Origin of the sequence: Sulfurimonas sp. (assembly GCF_026991475.1) — a bacterium.
Lineage (GTDB): Bacteria > Campylobacterota > Campylobacteria > Campylobacterales > Sulfurimonadaceae > Sulfurimonas.
Genome location: NZ_JALXBK010000016.1, coordinates 1 through 14,004, shown reverse-complemented (window position 1 = coordinate 14,004; position 14,004 = coordinate 1). Strand labels below are relative to the sequence as shown.

Below are 14,004 nucleotides of genomic sequence, written 5' to 3'. Positions count from 1 at the left end.
GACGTCTCTAGATAGATTGAGTACTCTTGTGTATCAAGAGATTTTTTTATAGTGCTTATAAACGACATAAGGGCACTTTAGCCAAAAGAATAAATCTCTTCGCTAAAGCGCCCGATTTGCAAGTAGACATAGGAAAATAAATTTTCCTATGATAAGGTACTAAAGAGTCCTTATTTAACTTCTACAACAGCACCAGCTTCTTCTAAAGCAGTTTTTGCTTCTTCAGCACTGTCTTTATCTACGCCCTCTTTGATTGTAGATGGAAGTGATTCACATGCTTCTTTTGCTTCTTTAAGTCCAAGACCAGTAAGAGCACGAACAGCTTTAATAACACCGATTTTTTTCGCACCAACATCAGTTAGAACAACATTGAATTCAGTTTGTTCAGCAGCAGCTTCACCAGCTACAGCTCCACCAGCTACAGCAACAGGTTGTGCAGATACACCAAATTTTTCTTCAAATTCTTTTACAAGCTCAGAAAGCTCAAGAACAGATAAACCAGAGATAAATTCTAATACGTCTTCTTTAGTTACAGCCATAATATAATTCCTTTATTTTTTCAAAAATTAAGGAAACCTTTTACTGTTTTAGTACGCTATCTGGAATAATCCAGCTAGCTATACTAACACTAGGTTTCCCTCAGCGGGAGGCTCATCGCACTAGTGCGATATTTTCCCTTGTGAACTTATTTCACACATTTGTTTATTGAATTGAAACCTAAGCTTCTTCTTCTTTCTTTTTGCGTAAAGCATCGATTCCAACAGCCATATTTGTGATTGGAGCCATCCAAGTAGCAGCAAGCATACCAAGAAGTTCTTCACGACCAGGAAGTTTAGCAAACGCTTCAATTTTAGCTACGTCTGCAGGTTCTTTATCTAAATAACCAGCTTTGATAACAAATTGTTCATTATCTTTAGCAAAATCAGCAGCAATTTTAGCAGCACTGATAACATCATCAGACCAAACAAAAATGTTTGTATCTTTGATCTCTACACCAGCCATACCAGCATTGTTTAATGCGATTGTTGCTAAAGTATTTTTTACAACCTGAACACTTGTGTCTTTAGCGCGAGCAGCTTTTCTTAACACTTCTAATTTGCTAACTGTAAGACCTTTATAGTTACAGATTACTACAGCAGTAGTATCAGCAAATGCAGTTGTTAAGTCAGCTATTACTTCAGCTTTTTTTGACTTTAACATATAGTTCTCCTTTCTCAGACATAACTTCAAGAGGGGCGGGAAAGGCCGATTAAGCTTACTACCAACACGGTAGAAACCCCCATCTATCTTTAGTCCAAGTAATTCAGATTTCCAAAAGTATGAAAATCTTTACTTTAAAATAAAATTATTTCAAAATAAAAATTTAGATATAAAATAACCTACCCAAAAAGGGTATAAGGCTATTTAATGTCTGCTAGTGCAATTACATCAAGTTTAACAGCAGGACTCATAGTTAAACTAAGAGCAGCATTTTGAATATAACGACCTTTTGCAGAAGCTGGTTTTTGTTTATTGATAGCAACCAAGAAAGTAGTTAAATTTTCTTCGATTTGTTTTGCATCAAAGCTTGCTTTACCAATACCAGCGTGAATGTTACCTTTTTTATCAACTCTAAAGTTGACTTGACCACCTTTAACATTGTTAACAGCAGTAGCAACATCTGGAGTAACTGTACCAGTTTTAGGGTTAGGCATTAAACCTTTTGGCCCTAAAATACGACCGATTTGTCCAACAAGTCCCATACAATCAGGTGCAGCAACAACAACATCAAAGTTGAAAATTCCCTCTTTGATTTGTGCAACTAAATCATCAGTACCAACAATATCAGCACCAGCTGCTTTAGCTTCATCAGCTTTAGCGCCTTTAGCGAATACTGCAACACGTACAGTTTTACCAGTTCCGTGAGGTAGAACAACAGCACCACGTACCATTTGATCAGCATGACGAGGATCTACATTTAAATTCATAGCAATTTCAACAGTTTCGTCAAATTTTGCACTTTTTAAATCTTTTACAGTTGAAGAAGCTTCTTCAACTCCATAAGATTTAGTATTATCAATTTTTTCTAATAATTGTTTATATCTTTTGCTCATTACAAATTCTCCATTAATAATTCTGCCACAAAGTTTTGAATCACTGTGGTCGATGATTTTAAAAACTATTCTTTAATTTCTATACCCATTGAACGAGCAGAACCAGCTAAAGTATTAGCAGCCATCTCTTTATCATCAGTATTTAAATCTTCAATTTTAGCTTCAACAACTTCCATTAATTGAGCACGAGTGATTGATCCAACTTTGTTTTTAAGAGGATTGTCCGTACCTTTTTTAAGTCCAGCAGCTTTCATCAGTAATGCAGATGCAGGTGGTTGTTTCGTGATAAAAGAAAAACTTCTATCATTATAAACAGTGATTACAACAGGAACTTTAAATCCCATTTTATCTTTAGTTTTTTCATTAAACGCTTTACAGAATTCCATGATATTAACACCACGTTGTCCTAGTGCTGGTCCAACTGGTGGAGCAGGGTTTGCTTTACCAGCTTCAATTTGTAGCTTGATATAATCCATGACTTTTTTTGCCATTATCTTTCCTTTTTATGAATTTAAATTATTTTTTCGACTTGGGTATAAGAGATGTCAACAGGTGTTGCTCTTCCAAAAATCGAAACATTAAGTTTTAAAGTACCATGTTCTAAATCGTACTCATCTACAGTTGCAGTAAAGTTTGCAAATGGTCCATCAATAATACGTACTGTTTCACCATTATCAAAATATACTTTTGGTTTTGGTGCAGCACGATTATTTACACGATCAAGTATTACATTAATATCATGTTCACTTAAAGGTGTTGGGACATTACCCTCACCAATAAAACCAGAAACCTTAGGAACTGATTGAATCAGATGTTGAATTTCTGTATTTAAGTCTATTCTTGCAAATACATACCCAGAATAGAGTGAACGCTCACTCACTTTTTTCTTACCATCTTTTACTTCAATAACATCTTCTGTAGGAACAATTACATCTGTAATTTGATCTTGAAGCCCAAACTCCTCAATCACATTAAAGATTGTATCTCTTACAACTCTGTCATTGCCATAGGTCTGAATAGAGTACCATTGATGTGCCATTACTTACTCCTTAACCTAAAATTACTGACATAATTGATGACATAAGTAAATCAACCAATGCTAAAAATGCAGCTACTGCAGAAACAACAATAACTACAGCAATATAAGCTTGTTTCACTTGACCTTTCGTTGGAAAGATTACCTTGCTTAATTCCAGTCTAGCATCACGAATATGTTTACTTAAATCCATCTAATTTTTCCATATATTAATATATCATTTCTTATAAATAAAGCAAAATTGCTCCACTAATAATAAATGGGTGGCAGGCGTAGAGAGACTCGAACTCCCAACACCCGGATTTGGAATCCGGTGCTCTACCATTGGAGCTATACGCCTAAAGGGAGAGAAACTGTTACTACAGTTTCATCTCTTTGTGATTTGTGTGCTCTTTACACCATTTACAGTATTTACGTACTGAAAATTTCTCAGTGTGAGTCTTTTTATTTTTAGTTGTGTGATAATTACGTCTAGTACATTTCTCACAACCTAAGTGAATTGCTTCTCTCATATTTTAAAACCTTTAAAAAATTAAATAAATCGCAAAAGCGACTTATTTAATGATCTCTGCAACAACACCAGCACCAACAGTTCTACCACCCTCACGGATAGCAAAATTAGTACCTTTTTCCATTGCAATTGGATGAATTAACTCAGCAGTAATACTTACGTTATCACCTGGCATAACCATCTCAGTACCTTCTGGTAAAGTGATTGCACCTGTAACGTCTGTAGTACGTACATAGAATTGTGGACGGTAACCATTAAAGAATGGAGTATGACGACCACCCTCATCTTTACTTAGAACATAAATTTCTGCAGTAAATGTTGTATGAGGAGTAATTGAACCTGGCTTACATAGTACTTGACCACGCTCAACATCATCTTTACCTATACCACGGATAAGAACACCACAGTTATCACCTGCGACACCTTCATCCATCTCTTTACGGAACATTTCAACACCAGTTACAGTAGTTGTTTGAGTATCTTTGATACCTACGATTTCAACAGTATCACCAATTTTAACAACACCACGTTCAATACGACCTGTTACAACAGTACCACGTCCAGAGATTGAGAATACATCTTCAACTGGCATTAAGAAATCTTTATCTGTTTCACGTTCTGGTTCTGGAATCCATTCATCAACAGTATCCATAAGTGCAACAATTTTTTCTGACCACTCACCAAGAGTACCAGCTTTAGCTTCTTCAAGAGCTTTTAGTGCAGAACCTGCAGTGATAGGAGTGTCATCACCTGGGAAATCATACATATCTAAAAGTTCACGAATTTCCATTTCTACTAGTTCAAGTAGTTCTTCATCGTCAACCATGTCTTCTTTGTTCATGAAAACAACGATATAAGGAACACCTACTTGTTTAGAAAGAAGAATGTGCTCACGTGTTTGTGGCATTGGGCCATCCGCTGCAGAAACAACAAGAATCGCGCCATCCATTTGTGCAGCACCAGTAATCATGTTTTTAACATAATCCGCGTGACCTGGACAGTCAACATGTGCATAGTGACGTTTATCAGTTTCGTACTCAACATGTGAAGTAGCGATAGTAATACCACGTTCTCTCTCTTCAGGAGCATTATCGATTGCATCATAATCCATAAATTTTGCATCATTTTTTACTGCAAGTACTGCAGTAATTGCTGCTGTTAATGTAGTTTTACCGTGGTCAACGTGTCCAATAGTACCAATGTTAACATGCGGTTTATTACGTTCAAATTTTTCTTTTGCCATAGTGTCCTCCGACTTTAATTGTGAATTGAAATGGAATTATACCCAAAAATCATTCAATTATTTCTTAAATTTATTAAATTATAGTTTATCATGGAGCTTATGATGGGAATCGGACCCACGACCTCTTCCTTACCAAGGAAGTGCTCTACCACTGAGCCACATAAGCACAGCGAAATAAATATAAGAAATCATTGCATGACTCTTTCTCTATACTGATAATATTAGTGTGATTAGATGCTACAAATGATATTTACAAATACCATATATAGTTATATGAAGTAAGTAGAAATTATACTTCAGCTTCCAGAAGTTTTGTTCAATGGAGCGGGTGAAGGGATTCGAACCCTCGACAGCCTGCTTGGAAGGCAGGAACTCTAGCCACTGAGTTACACCCGCGTGTCATTGGTGGTGGTGGGAAGAGGAGTCGAACCTCTGAACCCATAGGGAGCAGATTTACAGTCTGCCGTCGTTGGCCACTTGACTATCCCACCACTTAATACATTTTAAAAATGTCTTTTCTGGTCTAACACTGTTTCTAATATTCAAAATTCAATGGTGCCGACACGAGGATTTGAACCCCGGGCCTGCTGATTACAAATCAGCTGCTCTAGCCAACTGAGCTATGTCGGCATCGAATTTGAGCCAGAATTATAGTGCAAAAGAAATTCAATGTCAAGGGTTTTTAGAAAAAATATGAGATTTCTTTTAAATTTCTCATTTTTGATGCTTTATAAGCCTGCATCAAGGCTTTTCTATCCATAAAACAGTTATAATTCTCCTAGATTTTATAAAGGATATATATGTTAAAAATCCTCTTCTCTCCGTCTGAAGGAAAAAACAGCGGTGGAAATACTGCAAAAAAAGATATAATATTTGGAGCGCTCAGTGCCAGAGATAAAATACTCCATACCTATAATGATATTGTGCTTTCACAAGATGAAGAGGCAATAAAAAAACTCTTTGGCTTTAAAAAGTTTAGTGAATGTAAAGCTTATATCTGCGATATTTTCAACTCTTCTCTTATGCCTGCAATTGAGCGTTATCAAGGTGTAGCCTATGATTATCTCAAATACAAAGAGCTTGATGCTAAGGCACAAAAGTTTTTACAGGAGAATACACTTATCTTCTCTAATCTTTATGGACCACTCCTTGGGGGAGACCCAATTGCGAACTATAAAGTTAAACAAGGCAATACTATAGGAGATATTGCACCGGAAAAATTTTACAAAGAACGTTTCTCTTACCAAATAGATCTTTACCTTAGCGCACATGAAGTGCTTGATTTGCGTGCTGGGTATTATGATAAATTTTACAAAAGCACAAAAGCCTATACTACACTCAAGTTTTTAAAAAATGGAAAAACAGTGAGTCACTGGGCAAAAGCCTATAGAGGTATAGTGTTGCGTGAAATAGCTAAACATAACATTGAGAGCATGGAAACCTTTATGCAACTTGAGATTGAAGGACTCAGTGTCGCTGAGATAAAAGTGATAAAAAACAAAACTGAAATAGTTTATAACATAGTAGAGTAGGAGAAGATATGCAAGATTCACAAGAGTACAAAGAGAAAAAAGCCTTTTTTGAGAAAATTATTACCCTTTATGGGCGTAATGTCGTTATAGAGATGCTCCAAGACAACTCTATAGAAATTCACAAGCTCCATATGGCAAGTTCAAACAAGCCAGACGGTGCTATTAAAAAGATACTGCGTTTAGCAAAAGAGAGAAATATAGAAATTACCCATCACGAAAAAAATGCTCTCTCGCGCATCTCTAAAAACGCCAAACAAGATCAGGGTGTTGCCATAGACATCATCTCCAAGAGCTACCTAAACGCAGCAAAGCTTAAAGAACTCAGCTCTTTTCGTATTATAGCTTTTGATGGCATTCACAATCCACAAAATCTAGGAATGATTATCCGTTCATGTGCTGCAGGCAATGTAGATGGAATTATTCTACCAAAAAAGAACTCTGCAAAGATCTCTCCACTTGTCGTTAAAGCAAGTGCAGGTACACTCTTTAAACTTCCTATCTACTTTTGTGACAAACTCGAAGATGTACTTGAAAGTATGCACGATACAAATATATATGCTCTTTCATTAGATGCAACAGAGAGCATTTACAATGTAAAAGAAAAAAAGAAATCTATTTATGTTTTAGGAAATGAGAGTGAAGGTGTCAGCGAAGAAGTTGCTGTACTCTGTAACAAAAAACTCATCATTCCAATGCAAAGGGATGTAGAGTCACTCAATGTTGCAATCACGGCTGCACTCATTGCGTTTAAGTGCTAATCTTTATGAGAGCATAATCTCATAAGGACGTTGTATAGCGCGTACTACCTCATCAACACTCATATGACGAGATTTACGTAAGAACTCTCTACCGTCTAAAAAGACAAGCACCGTAGGAATAGCAAAAACACTGTAGTGTGCTGCTATTTCCTGCTCTAGCGATGTATCTACACTTATGATTTTAAACTCTTTAAAGTTTGTCTCTATCGCCTCAAGCAGTTTTGGCTTAAGTGCATGGCAGACATTACAAGTTGGTGCTGAAAAGTAAAGCATCACCGCCAAATTTTCTTTTACTGTTTTTTCTATCTCTTGGATTCTATTCATAGGGAAATTATACAGTATAATTGCATTATGAGTTCAATAATTTTTAGTATTTACCTTTTTATCATTATCGGTTATATAGCAAAACGTTCCTTTAAAGAACAGATTGATGATAAAACAATTACGCTTTTAAATGTCTACTTCTTGCAGGTTTTTTTAACCTTTTGGGGACTATTACTGCGTCCTATAGACATAACGCTCTTTTATGCACCCTTTGTCTATCTCATTATCATTCTTATCGCCCTTATGTTCTCAGCTCTTTTTGCAAAAAAGTTCTTTCATGAGAAAAAAGAGCACTCCATAGCTGTAGTTGCAGCACTCATTGGCAATACAGCAAATCTTGGTATCCCTCTCAATATCGCTATCTTTGGAGAAGCCTCCATTCCATACACAACCATAGTCAATTTAATGAACATTTTTGTTGTCTATACTATTGGCGTCTATTTTTACTCACGAGGTACTTTTAGTGTAGCAGAATCACTAAAAAATGTTTTAAAGCTTCCTATACTCTGGGCTGCACTTATGGCAATAGGATTAAGTCTCTATGGGTATCGTCCAAATAAAGCAATAATGAATATGCTTATGATGGGAGCATACGCCTCTATTACTATGCAACTAATTTTATTTGGTATCTATCTTTATGGAACAAAAGTTCGTGAAATTAATAGAACGCTCATTAGCTGGGTCATAAGCTTTAAGTTTTTACTTTTACCTACTCTTGCTTTTGTAGTTCTCTCATTTTTAGAACTTGATAGTATGATAAAAGGAATTATATTTATAGAGCTACTTACACCTTTAGCAATCGCAAATGTAAATCTCTCTTCGCTTTATGATTGCGAACCAAAAATAGTCACAGCTCTCGTCTTTATTACATCCCTACTCTTTTTAGGTGTTATCTTTGTAGGTGTAAAACTTCTTCACTTCCTTTAAGAGGAGCAGCTAAGTAATATTTTTCTAGATACTTTTAAGAAAAAAAGATTACACTAAAGCTATGAATAAAAACCTACAAATCGTATTTGATTACCATGAACGCACAAAACACTCACACCAAAGATATGCAAAATCACTTGGCTATATGGACTGGGCAACACAGCCTGACCCTTTTCGGGAGTACAAAGGTGCAAAGCAGATAGTACTTCCTATCGCGCTTGAAAACCCCACTCCACCCTACTCACTGCTCGATGAAGAGCTTCCAGTTGCACCCCTGCTCAAAGAGTCACTCTTGCAACTCCTGCAGTTCTCACTCGGCATTGCCGCATGGAAAAGTTCAGGCGGCAGTACGTGGGCTGTGCGTTGTAATGCCTCAAGTGGAAACCTGCATCCGACTGAGAGCTATCTTGTTTTACCTCCAATGATGGAAAATGAGCAAAGCACTGTTATGCACTACGCTCCAAAAGAGCACACTTTAGAACAACTCGCTGCGTTTAATACTGATTTTTGGCAAAGTTTACCACAAGAGAGCTTTTTACTTGGATTCTCAAGCATCCCGTGGAGGGAGGCATGGAAATATGGCGAGCGTGCTTTTCGCTACACGCAGCTCGATGCAGGACACGCATACAATGCTCTTACAGTTTCAGCAAAACTCTTAGGATGGAAGCTTACCCACATAGACTCACTTAGTAATGCGGAGATAGAAAAACTTTTTGGGCTCTCTCAAAAAGAGCGCTTTTTTGAAGATGAGATAGCAGATATGCTTTTTATTGTCTCAAAAGAGTCGTGTAATCCTTTATACGATTTTACTACACTCTTTGCAGATTTGCCACAGCAATATGAGGGCATAGCAAACAGACTCAGCCCCTCAATGCATGAATGGGAGATTATTCCCCGTATTGCAGCCGCCACATCAGAACCCTCAAAAGCTCTGCCACTTATCCATCAAGCGTGCAGAGTCAAACGAGAACCTAGCAAGGATGCAAAAGAGGTCATACTCAAACGCAGAAGTATTCATGTGATGGACAAAGAGGAGTCACATATCTCAGCAGAGCAGTTTCACACCCTGCTAAACGCAGCTTCATGTTCACAAGATGGCAGAGTAAACGCAGCACATCTACTTTTGTTTGTCCATCGCGTAGCAGAGTACAAACAGGGGCTTTATATACTTGTGCGAGAAGAATCCGCGCTTGGTGAGTTGCAAAAAGAGTTCAAAACAGAATTTTTATGGCAAAAGACATCATATAAAAACCTCTACCTACTAGAGATAGCAGACTACACAGAAGCCTCAAAAATCATCAGCTGCAATCAAGCCATAGCAAGTGACGGAGCCTTTTCACTCGGAATGCTCTGCAGATACGCAGAGGAGCTTTTAGAATGTGATGCTCACAGGTACAAAGAGCTCTACTGGGAGTGTGGAGCCATAGGACAACAACTCTATCTTGAAGCAACATCACTTGGGCTTTCAGGAACAGGAATAGGCTGTTTTTTAGATGATTTAGTGCATAAAAAGATATTAGGGATGAAAAATAACAGCTATCAGTCACTCTACCATTTTACAGTCGGACGGGGATATGTGGATAGTAGAATCCAAACGCAGCAAGCATACAAAAGAGGCTAATAAGCCTCTTTTTATTTAATTCTCTCTAAAATAGCATCAACAGTAAAGCCGAATTTCTCAAAGAGTTGTCCAGCAGGTGCTGATGCACCAAAAGTGTCCATACCTATTACTTCATCTGCAAAACGGTACCACTCAAGTCCTCGTGCAGCTTCTATGGCTACTTTTTTCGTATCAGGAATAATCATTTCATCAATGTAAGATTGCTCTTGCTCTATGAAAAGGTCATAACATGGAACACTTACAACATTAGCAGGAACACCTTTTTCATTCAGTGCCTCTTTTGTTTTAAGTGCTAGTTCTACTTCACTTCCTGATGCCATAAGTGTGATGACTGCGTTTGCATCACTTGCAAGGAGGTATCCACCACGAGATGCTTCACCTTTAACCGCCTTTGGAAGGAGTGCCAAAGATTGACGAGAACATACAAATGCAGATGGAGATTTACTCATCTCAAGCGCTGTTTTCCACGCCTCTACATTTTCAGCACCATCAGCTGGACGCCATACATAAAAATTAGGAAGTGCACGAAACTGTGAAAGGTGTTCTATTGGTTGATGTGTTGGTCCATCTTCTCCTACACCGATGCTGTCATGTGTCCATACAAAGAACTGTTGAATACCTGCAAGTGCGGCAATACGCGTTGCAGGTTTGAGGTAGTCTGAGAAGACAAAGAACGTAGATGTAAATGGTTTCAATGGTCCATAAAGAGCCATTGCGTTTGCAATGGAAGCCATAGCATGTTCACGAATACCAAAGTAGATATTACGCCCTTTTGGATATGTTCCCATGTCATTGAGGTAAGTTTTGTTCGACGGAGAAAGGTCAGCTGAGCCACCCAAGAAACTTGGCACTGCACGCGCAATTGCGTTTAAGATTTTTCCATTTGTATTTCTTGTTGCATCGGCTTTATCAAACTCTGGCCACTGGATTCTTGAAAAATCAGGATTTTCGAGTGCTTTTAATGCCTCATTTTGTTCCATTAACGGCACTGTCTTTTGTCTGTGAATCCACTCACGCTCTAGTAAATCGCCCTCTTCAACAGCACATCTGAATCGTGCAAGTACATCATCATCAACAAAGAATTTTTTCTCAGGATCAAATCCTACCGCTTTTTTCCCTTCAGCAATTACCTCTTCACCAAGTGGTGCACCATGAGCATGATGAGAACCTTCTAATTTTCCAGCACCTTTTGCAATAATAGTATTGGCAATAATAAGTGTCGGTCTTGTATTTGCTTTTGCAGTTGTAAGTGTCGCATCAATATCATCATAATCATGACCATCACACTCTAAAACATCCCAGCCTTGCGCTTCAAATCTCTCTGTAATGTTCTCACTAATACTCAAATCAGTTGTTCCCTCGATGGTAATACGATTTGAATCATAAATCAAGATTAAATTATCAAGTTTGTTATGTCCTGCAATAGAACATGCTTCATAAGAGAGTCCTTCTTCAAGGTCACCATCACCACATAAACAGTAAACATTATGATCAATTAAATCAGCTGTATCGGAGTTTACTTGGGCCCCAGTAAATTTTGAAGCCATAGAAAAACCAACTGCGTTTGCCACACCTTGACCAAGTGGTCCTGTCGTGATTTCTATGCCTGCAGTATGTCCATACTCAGGATGTCCCGGAGTTTTTGAATCGAGTTGGCGAAACTCTTTTAAGTCTTCAAGTTCTAGTCCATATCCCCAAAGATAGTACAAAGAGTAGATAAGCCCTGTCGCATGCCCACCTGAAAATACAAGTCTGTCACGATTAAGCCATGCAGGGTTTTTAGGATTGTGGTTTAAGTGTTCACTTAAAACAACCGCAATATCTGCAAGTCCCATCGGTGCACCCGGATGGCCTGAATTTGCCTTTTGAACCATATCGGCTGCTAAAAATCTAATAGTGTCTGCCATCTTTTTGCGCATTACGTTATTCTTCATGTTGTTTTCTTCCTTTAAGTAGACTGCTTAGTGGGCTTTTTGGAGAGGCTCAGACCATAGGGAGGATTTGCCCTCGGAAAAAAGTTCACTAAGCAGTCGGTTTCTCATTTATTTGTGTCTGTTTATATATTTGGTTAATAGAGGTGACAATTCACTTTGTAAACTCTCATCAAAATTATCCATCTCTTGTAGTAATCTTTGTGCTAAAGCATTTGCCTCTTGCATTGCACGCTCGTAACCCAAAATAGTTACAAAACTATTTTTGTCTTCATCATTATGTGTCAGTTTACCAGCTTCTTGGCTCGATTGTGTCACATCTAAAATATCATCTTGTATTTGAAAGAGCAGCCCTAAATTAATCCCAAAATCATACAGTTTTTGTGCAACATCCTCACGCCCAACAATTATAGCACCCATTTTCAGTGAAGCGGCTATAAGTTTTGCAGTTTTATTTGTATGTAAAATCTTAATATCTTCGATTTGTAGCGGTCTGTTTTCAAAATAACAATCAATGGCTTGCCCGAGAACCATACCATTTAAACCGCCATTTGTTGCGAGTTCTCTTATAAGTTTGACTCTTGTCTCATCTGAGAATGGAGCATTTGAAAGCACTTCAAATGAATAGGTGTTTAGTGCATCTCCTACTAAAATGGCAGTTACTTCATCAAAAACCACATGTAAAGTAGGATTCCCACGGCGAAGTGGAGAGTCATCCATGGCAGGCAAATCATCATGAATAAGTGAATATGTATGTAAAAGTTCTATCGCATAGGCAGCGTAACGGGCAGAGTCGAGCATTAAAGGGTTGTAAGCATTAACAACACCCAGTAAAAGTGCAGGACGGAAACGCTTGCCGCCAGCTTTAAGCATATTTTGCAAGGCATCCTCATAATGGGGATGGATGCTCTTTGATGTTGGTAAATTTTCTAGTAAAAATTGCTCGAAGTTTTGCATGTGAAATTTTAGTCTTTTTCTACTTAATATTTACAAAAAATTGGAACTTATTGCGTTCAAAAAGCAATGAAGAGTAGTCTTTATATTTTTCTATATACAGACGCAGTTGTTCTTGGTTATTTACTGCGACTGCATTTAGTTCTCTAAGCCTGTCACCGACTTTTAAGCCATAATTTTTAAAGCTTCCATTAAGGCGTGTAATATGAAGAGTTTTATCAAAATATATCCCTTTTTGTTCTAAAAAAGTATCACTAAGATAACCACCGCCATATCTCTCATTAGCTTTTACCTTAAATGTTATAAATTTCGCATCTCTTTTAATCTTTACACTATGTTTTGAGCCAATATCTGAAAAAAGAATCTTTCGCATAAGCTCTGCAGCGTTGCCTGTTTTCTTAGCATCGTATAATATTATACAATCTCCCTTTTTAAAAGGATTGTTTTTCATAAAAGGATCACTAGCAGTGACAATAACAAAACCCTTTTTATCATTTTTCACACGAATGCCAATATCCCCATAAAGAACATTTTTTCTATTCACAAATCGCTGTAAATACGCTTTTTCTATCACACCATCAGGTGTCACCACTCCTTCTAAGGTGCAGCAACTATTTAAAATAAGTGCTGCTTTAGATAAAGAAGCACTATATTTTCCAAAAGAATCAAGCCCTATCTGTTGTTTTATAAATTTGCCTGCTTTTGCTTCATCTACATTTACAATTGCGGTATGAAGTTGAAGTTTATTATCAAAAGTGAATGGGTATCTAAAATTAGTTCTATCTTTTACAAGATAGAGTGACAAAAAAGGGTCATATTTTACTATTGCTGCATTTGGAATTTGCCGTGAATAAACAATACGTTGATGATTTTTCACCACTACTGCAGGTCTATTTTTGTAAATAGATTGTGAGTCTTTTATTTTATTAATACAAGAAGAGAAAGTACCATCGCAGGCATAAAGAGAGAGTAAAAAAAGTTGAGCCAAAACAAATAGGCGTAACACCTACTTGTTTCCGCCAGATGGATTCAAAGCACCTAAACCGCCAAGCATACCCATAGCACTATTTTGTT

Annotated in this window: 16 protein-coding genes and 5 tRNA genes; 4 read left to right on the top strand and 17 right to left on the bottom strand. The window is 37.4% G+C overall.

Going from position 1 to position 14,004, the window contains the following annotated elements:
• Window positions 1-170: 170 nt before the first annotated feature.
• The 13 genes from rplL to MV589_RS01255 form a co-directional block, all read right to left on the bottom strand.
• Entirely contained in the window at window positions 171-539 is a 369-nt protein-coding gene (rplL, locus tag MV589_RS01315; RefSeq protein WP_297431305.1) for a 50S ribosomal protein L7/L12, read from the bottom strand.
• Between the two features lie 178 nt (window positions 540-717).
• Window positions 718-1,200, bottom strand: a complete 483-nt coding sequence (rplJ, locus tag MV589_RS01310) for a 50S ribosomal protein L10 (protein WP_297431304.1) — start codon at window positions 1,198-1,200, stop codon at window positions 718-720.
• Between the two features lie 200 nt (window positions 1,201-1,400).
• A complete protein-coding gene (gene rplA, locus MV589_RS01305) occupies window positions 1,401-2,093 on the bottom strand; it encodes a 50S ribosomal protein L1 (RefSeq protein ID WP_297431303.1) in 693 nt (230 codons plus the stop codon).
• Between the two features lie 65 nt (window positions 2,094-2,158).
• On the bottom strand, window positions 2,159-2,584 hold the full coding sequence (gene rplK, locus MV589_RS01300; protein WP_297431302.1) for a 50S ribosomal protein L11: 426 nt from the start codon (window positions 2,582-2,584) through the stop codon (window positions 2,159-2,161).
• 20 nt (window positions 2,585-2,604) lie between these two features.
• Window positions 2,605-3,132, bottom strand: coding sequence for a transcription termination/antitermination protein NusG (gene nusG, locus MV589_RS01295; protein ID WP_297431301.1), 528 nt, complete (start codon window positions 3,130-3,132; stop codon window positions 2,605-2,607).
• Between the two features lie 10 nt (window positions 3,133-3,142).
• A complete protein-coding gene (gene secE, locus MV589_RS01290; protein WP_297431300.1) occupies window positions 3,143-3,322 on the bottom strand; it encodes a preprotein translocase subunit SecE in 180 nt (59 codons plus the stop codon).
• Between the two features lie 71 nt (window positions 3,323-3,393).
• Window positions 3,394-3,469: transfer RNA gene (locus tag MV589_RS01285), tRNA-Trp, on the bottom strand.
• Window positions 3,470-3,488: 19 nt separating this feature from the next.
• Window positions 3,489-3,641, bottom strand: coding sequence for a 50S ribosomal protein L33 (gene rpmG / locus MV589_RS01280; RefSeq protein ID WP_083778292.1), 153 nt, complete (start codon window positions 3,639-3,641; stop codon window positions 3,489-3,491).
• A 42-nt stretch (window positions 3,642-3,683) separates the two neighbouring features.
• Window positions 3,684-4,883, bottom strand: coding sequence for an elongation factor Tu (gene tuf / locus MV589_RS01275; RefSeq protein ID WP_297431296.1), 1,200 nt, complete (start codon window positions 4,881-4,883; stop codon window positions 3,684-3,686).
• A gap of 91 nt (window positions 4,884-4,974) precedes the next feature.
• A tRNA-Thr gene (locus tag MV589_RS01270) sits at window positions 4,975-5,049 on the bottom strand.
• Between the two features lie 154 nt (window positions 5,050-5,203).
• A tRNA-Gly gene (locus MV589_RS01265) sits at window positions 5,204-5,279 on the bottom strand.
• Between the two features lie 10 nt (window positions 5,280-5,289).
• Window positions 5,290-5,374: transfer RNA gene (locus tag MV589_RS01260), tRNA-Tyr, on the bottom strand.
• A 62-nt stretch (window positions 5,375-5,436) separates the two neighbouring features.
• A tRNA-Thr gene (locus MV589_RS01255) sits at window positions 5,437-5,513 on the bottom strand.
• Window positions 5,514-5,683: 170 nt separating this feature from the next.
• On the opposite strand from MV589_RS01255, the gene MV589_RS01250 reads away from it, so the two are divergent.
• Together MV589_RS01250 and MV589_RS01245 are read left to right on the top strand one after the other, a co-directional pair.
• Window positions 5,684-6,415 (top strand): YaaA family protein, encoded by a 732-nt coding sequence (locus MV589_RS01250; protein ID WP_297431294.1) that lies wholly within the window; start codon window positions 5,684-5,686, stop codon window positions 6,413-6,415.
• 8 nt (window positions 6,416-6,423) lie between these two features.
• Window positions 6,424-7,173, top strand: coding sequence for a TrmH family RNA methyltransferase (locus MV589_RS01245; RefSeq protein WP_297431291.1), 750 nt, complete (start codon window positions 6,424-6,426; stop codon window positions 7,171-7,173).
• Window positions 7,174-7,176: 3 nt separating this feature from the next.
• Here the strand turns inward: MV589_RS01245 and MV589_RS01240 are convergent, their stop codons facing one another.
• Entirely contained in the window at window positions 7,177-7,497 is a 321-nt protein-coding gene (locus tag MV589_RS01240) for a thioredoxin family protein (RefSeq protein ID WP_297431289.1), read from the bottom strand.
• 27 nt (window positions 7,498-7,524) lie between these two features.
• Here MV589_RS01240 and MV589_RS01235 point away from each other — a divergent pair, with 27 nt between their 5' ends.
• A complete protein-coding gene (locus MV589_RS01235) occupies window positions 7,525-8,424 on the top strand; it encodes an AEC family transporter (protein WP_297431287.1) in 900 nt (299 codons plus the stop codon).
• A gap of 61 nt (window positions 8,425-8,485) precedes the next feature.
• Complete coding sequence (locus tag MV589_RS01230) at window positions 8,486-10,045, top strand: nitroreductase family protein (RefSeq protein WP_297431285.1); 1,560 nt, start codon at window positions 8,486-8,488, stop codon at window positions 10,043-10,045.
• 11 nt (window positions 10,046-10,056) lie between these two features.
• Here the strand turns inward: MV589_RS01230 and tkt are convergent, their stop codons facing one another.
• From tkt to MV589_RS01215, 3 genes are all read right to left on the bottom strand, one after another.
• The gene (tkt, locus tag MV589_RS01225) at window positions 10,057-11,979 is read right to left on the bottom strand and encodes a transketolase (protein ID WP_297431283.1); all 1,923 of its coding nucleotides are present in this window, start codon (window positions 11,977-11,979) and stop codon (window positions 10,057-10,059) included.
• A 108-nt stretch (window positions 11,980-12,087) separates the two neighbouring features.
• Window positions 12,088-12,933 carry a polyprenyl synthetase family protein gene (locus tag MV589_RS01220; protein ID WP_297431281.1) on the bottom strand — a complete coding sequence of 282 codons (846 nt, stop codon included), beginning with the start codon at window positions 12,931-12,933 and terminating at the stop codon, window positions 12,088-12,090.
• Window positions 12,934-12,952: 19 nt separating this feature from the next.
• Window positions 12,953-13,936 carry a DUF7488 domain-containing protein gene (locus MV589_RS01215; RefSeq protein WP_297431280.1) on the bottom strand — a complete coding sequence of 328 codons (984 nt, stop codon included), beginning with the start codon at window positions 13,934-13,936 and terminating at the stop codon, window positions 12,953-12,955.
• Between the last annotated feature and the right edge of the window lie 68 nt (window positions 13,937-14,004).

What these genes read in the sequence shown, in the direction of transcription:
- rplA (WP_297431303.1), bottom strand. Translation starts at nt 2,093, where the DNA reads ATGAGCAAAAGATATAAACAATTATTAGAAAAAATTGATAATACTAAA.
- nusG (WP_297431301.1), bottom strand. Translation starts at nt 3,132, where the DNA reads ATGGCACATCAATGGTACTCTATTCAGACCTATGGCAATGACAGAGTT.
- rplK (WP_297431302.1), bottom strand. Translation starts at nt 2,584, where the DNA reads ATGGCAAAAAAAGTCATGGATTATATCAAGCTACAAATTGAAGCTGGT.
- rplL (WP_297431305.1), bottom strand. Translation starts at nt 539, where the DNA reads ATGGCTGTAACTAAAGAAGACGTATTAGAATTTATCTCTGGTTTATCT.
- MV589_RS01240 (WP_297431289.1), bottom strand. Translation starts at nt 7,497, where the DNA reads ATGAATAGAATCCAAGAGATAGAAAAAACAGTAAAAGAAAATTTGGCG.
- MV589_RS01235 (WP_297431287.1), top strand. Translation starts at nt 7,525, where the DNA reads ATGAGTTCAATAATTTTTAGTATTTACCTTTTTATCATTATCGGTTAT.
- MV589_RS01245 (WP_297431291.1), top strand. Translation starts at nt 6,424, where the DNA reads ATGCAAGATTCACAAGAGTACAAAGAGAAAAAAGCCTTTTTTGAGAAA.
- rplJ (WP_297431304.1), bottom strand. Translation starts at nt 1,200, where the DNA reads ATGTTAAAGTCAAAAAAAGCTGAAGTAATAGCTGACTTAACAACTGCA.
- MV589_RS01230 (WP_297431285.1), top strand. Translation starts at nt 8,486, where the DNA reads ATGAATAAAAACCTACAAATCGTATTTGATTACCATGAACGCACAAAA.
- rpmG (WP_083778292.1), bottom strand. Translation starts at nt 3,641, where the DNA reads ATGAGAGAAGCAATTCACTTAGGTTGTGAGAAATGTACTAGACGTAAT.
- tkt (WP_297431283.1), bottom strand. Translation starts at nt 11,979, where the DNA reads ATGAAGAATAACGTAATGCGCAAAAAGATGGCAGACACTATTAGATTT.
- secE (WP_297431300.1), bottom strand. Translation starts at nt 3,322, where the DNA reads ATGGATTTAAGTAAACATATTCGTGATGCTAGACTGGAATTAAGCAAG.
- MV589_RS01250 (WP_297431294.1), top strand. Translation starts at nt 5,684, where the DNA reads ATGTTAAAAATCCTCTTCTCTCCGTCTGAAGGAAAAAACAGCGGTGGA.
- MV589_RS01220 (WP_297431281.1), bottom strand. Translation starts at nt 12,933, where the DNA reads ATGCAAAACTTCGAGCAATTTTTACTAGAAAATTTACCAACATCAAAG.
- tuf (WP_297431296.1), bottom strand. Translation starts at nt 4,883, where the DNA reads ATGGCAAAAGAAAAATTTGAACGTAATAAACCGCATGTTAACATTGGT.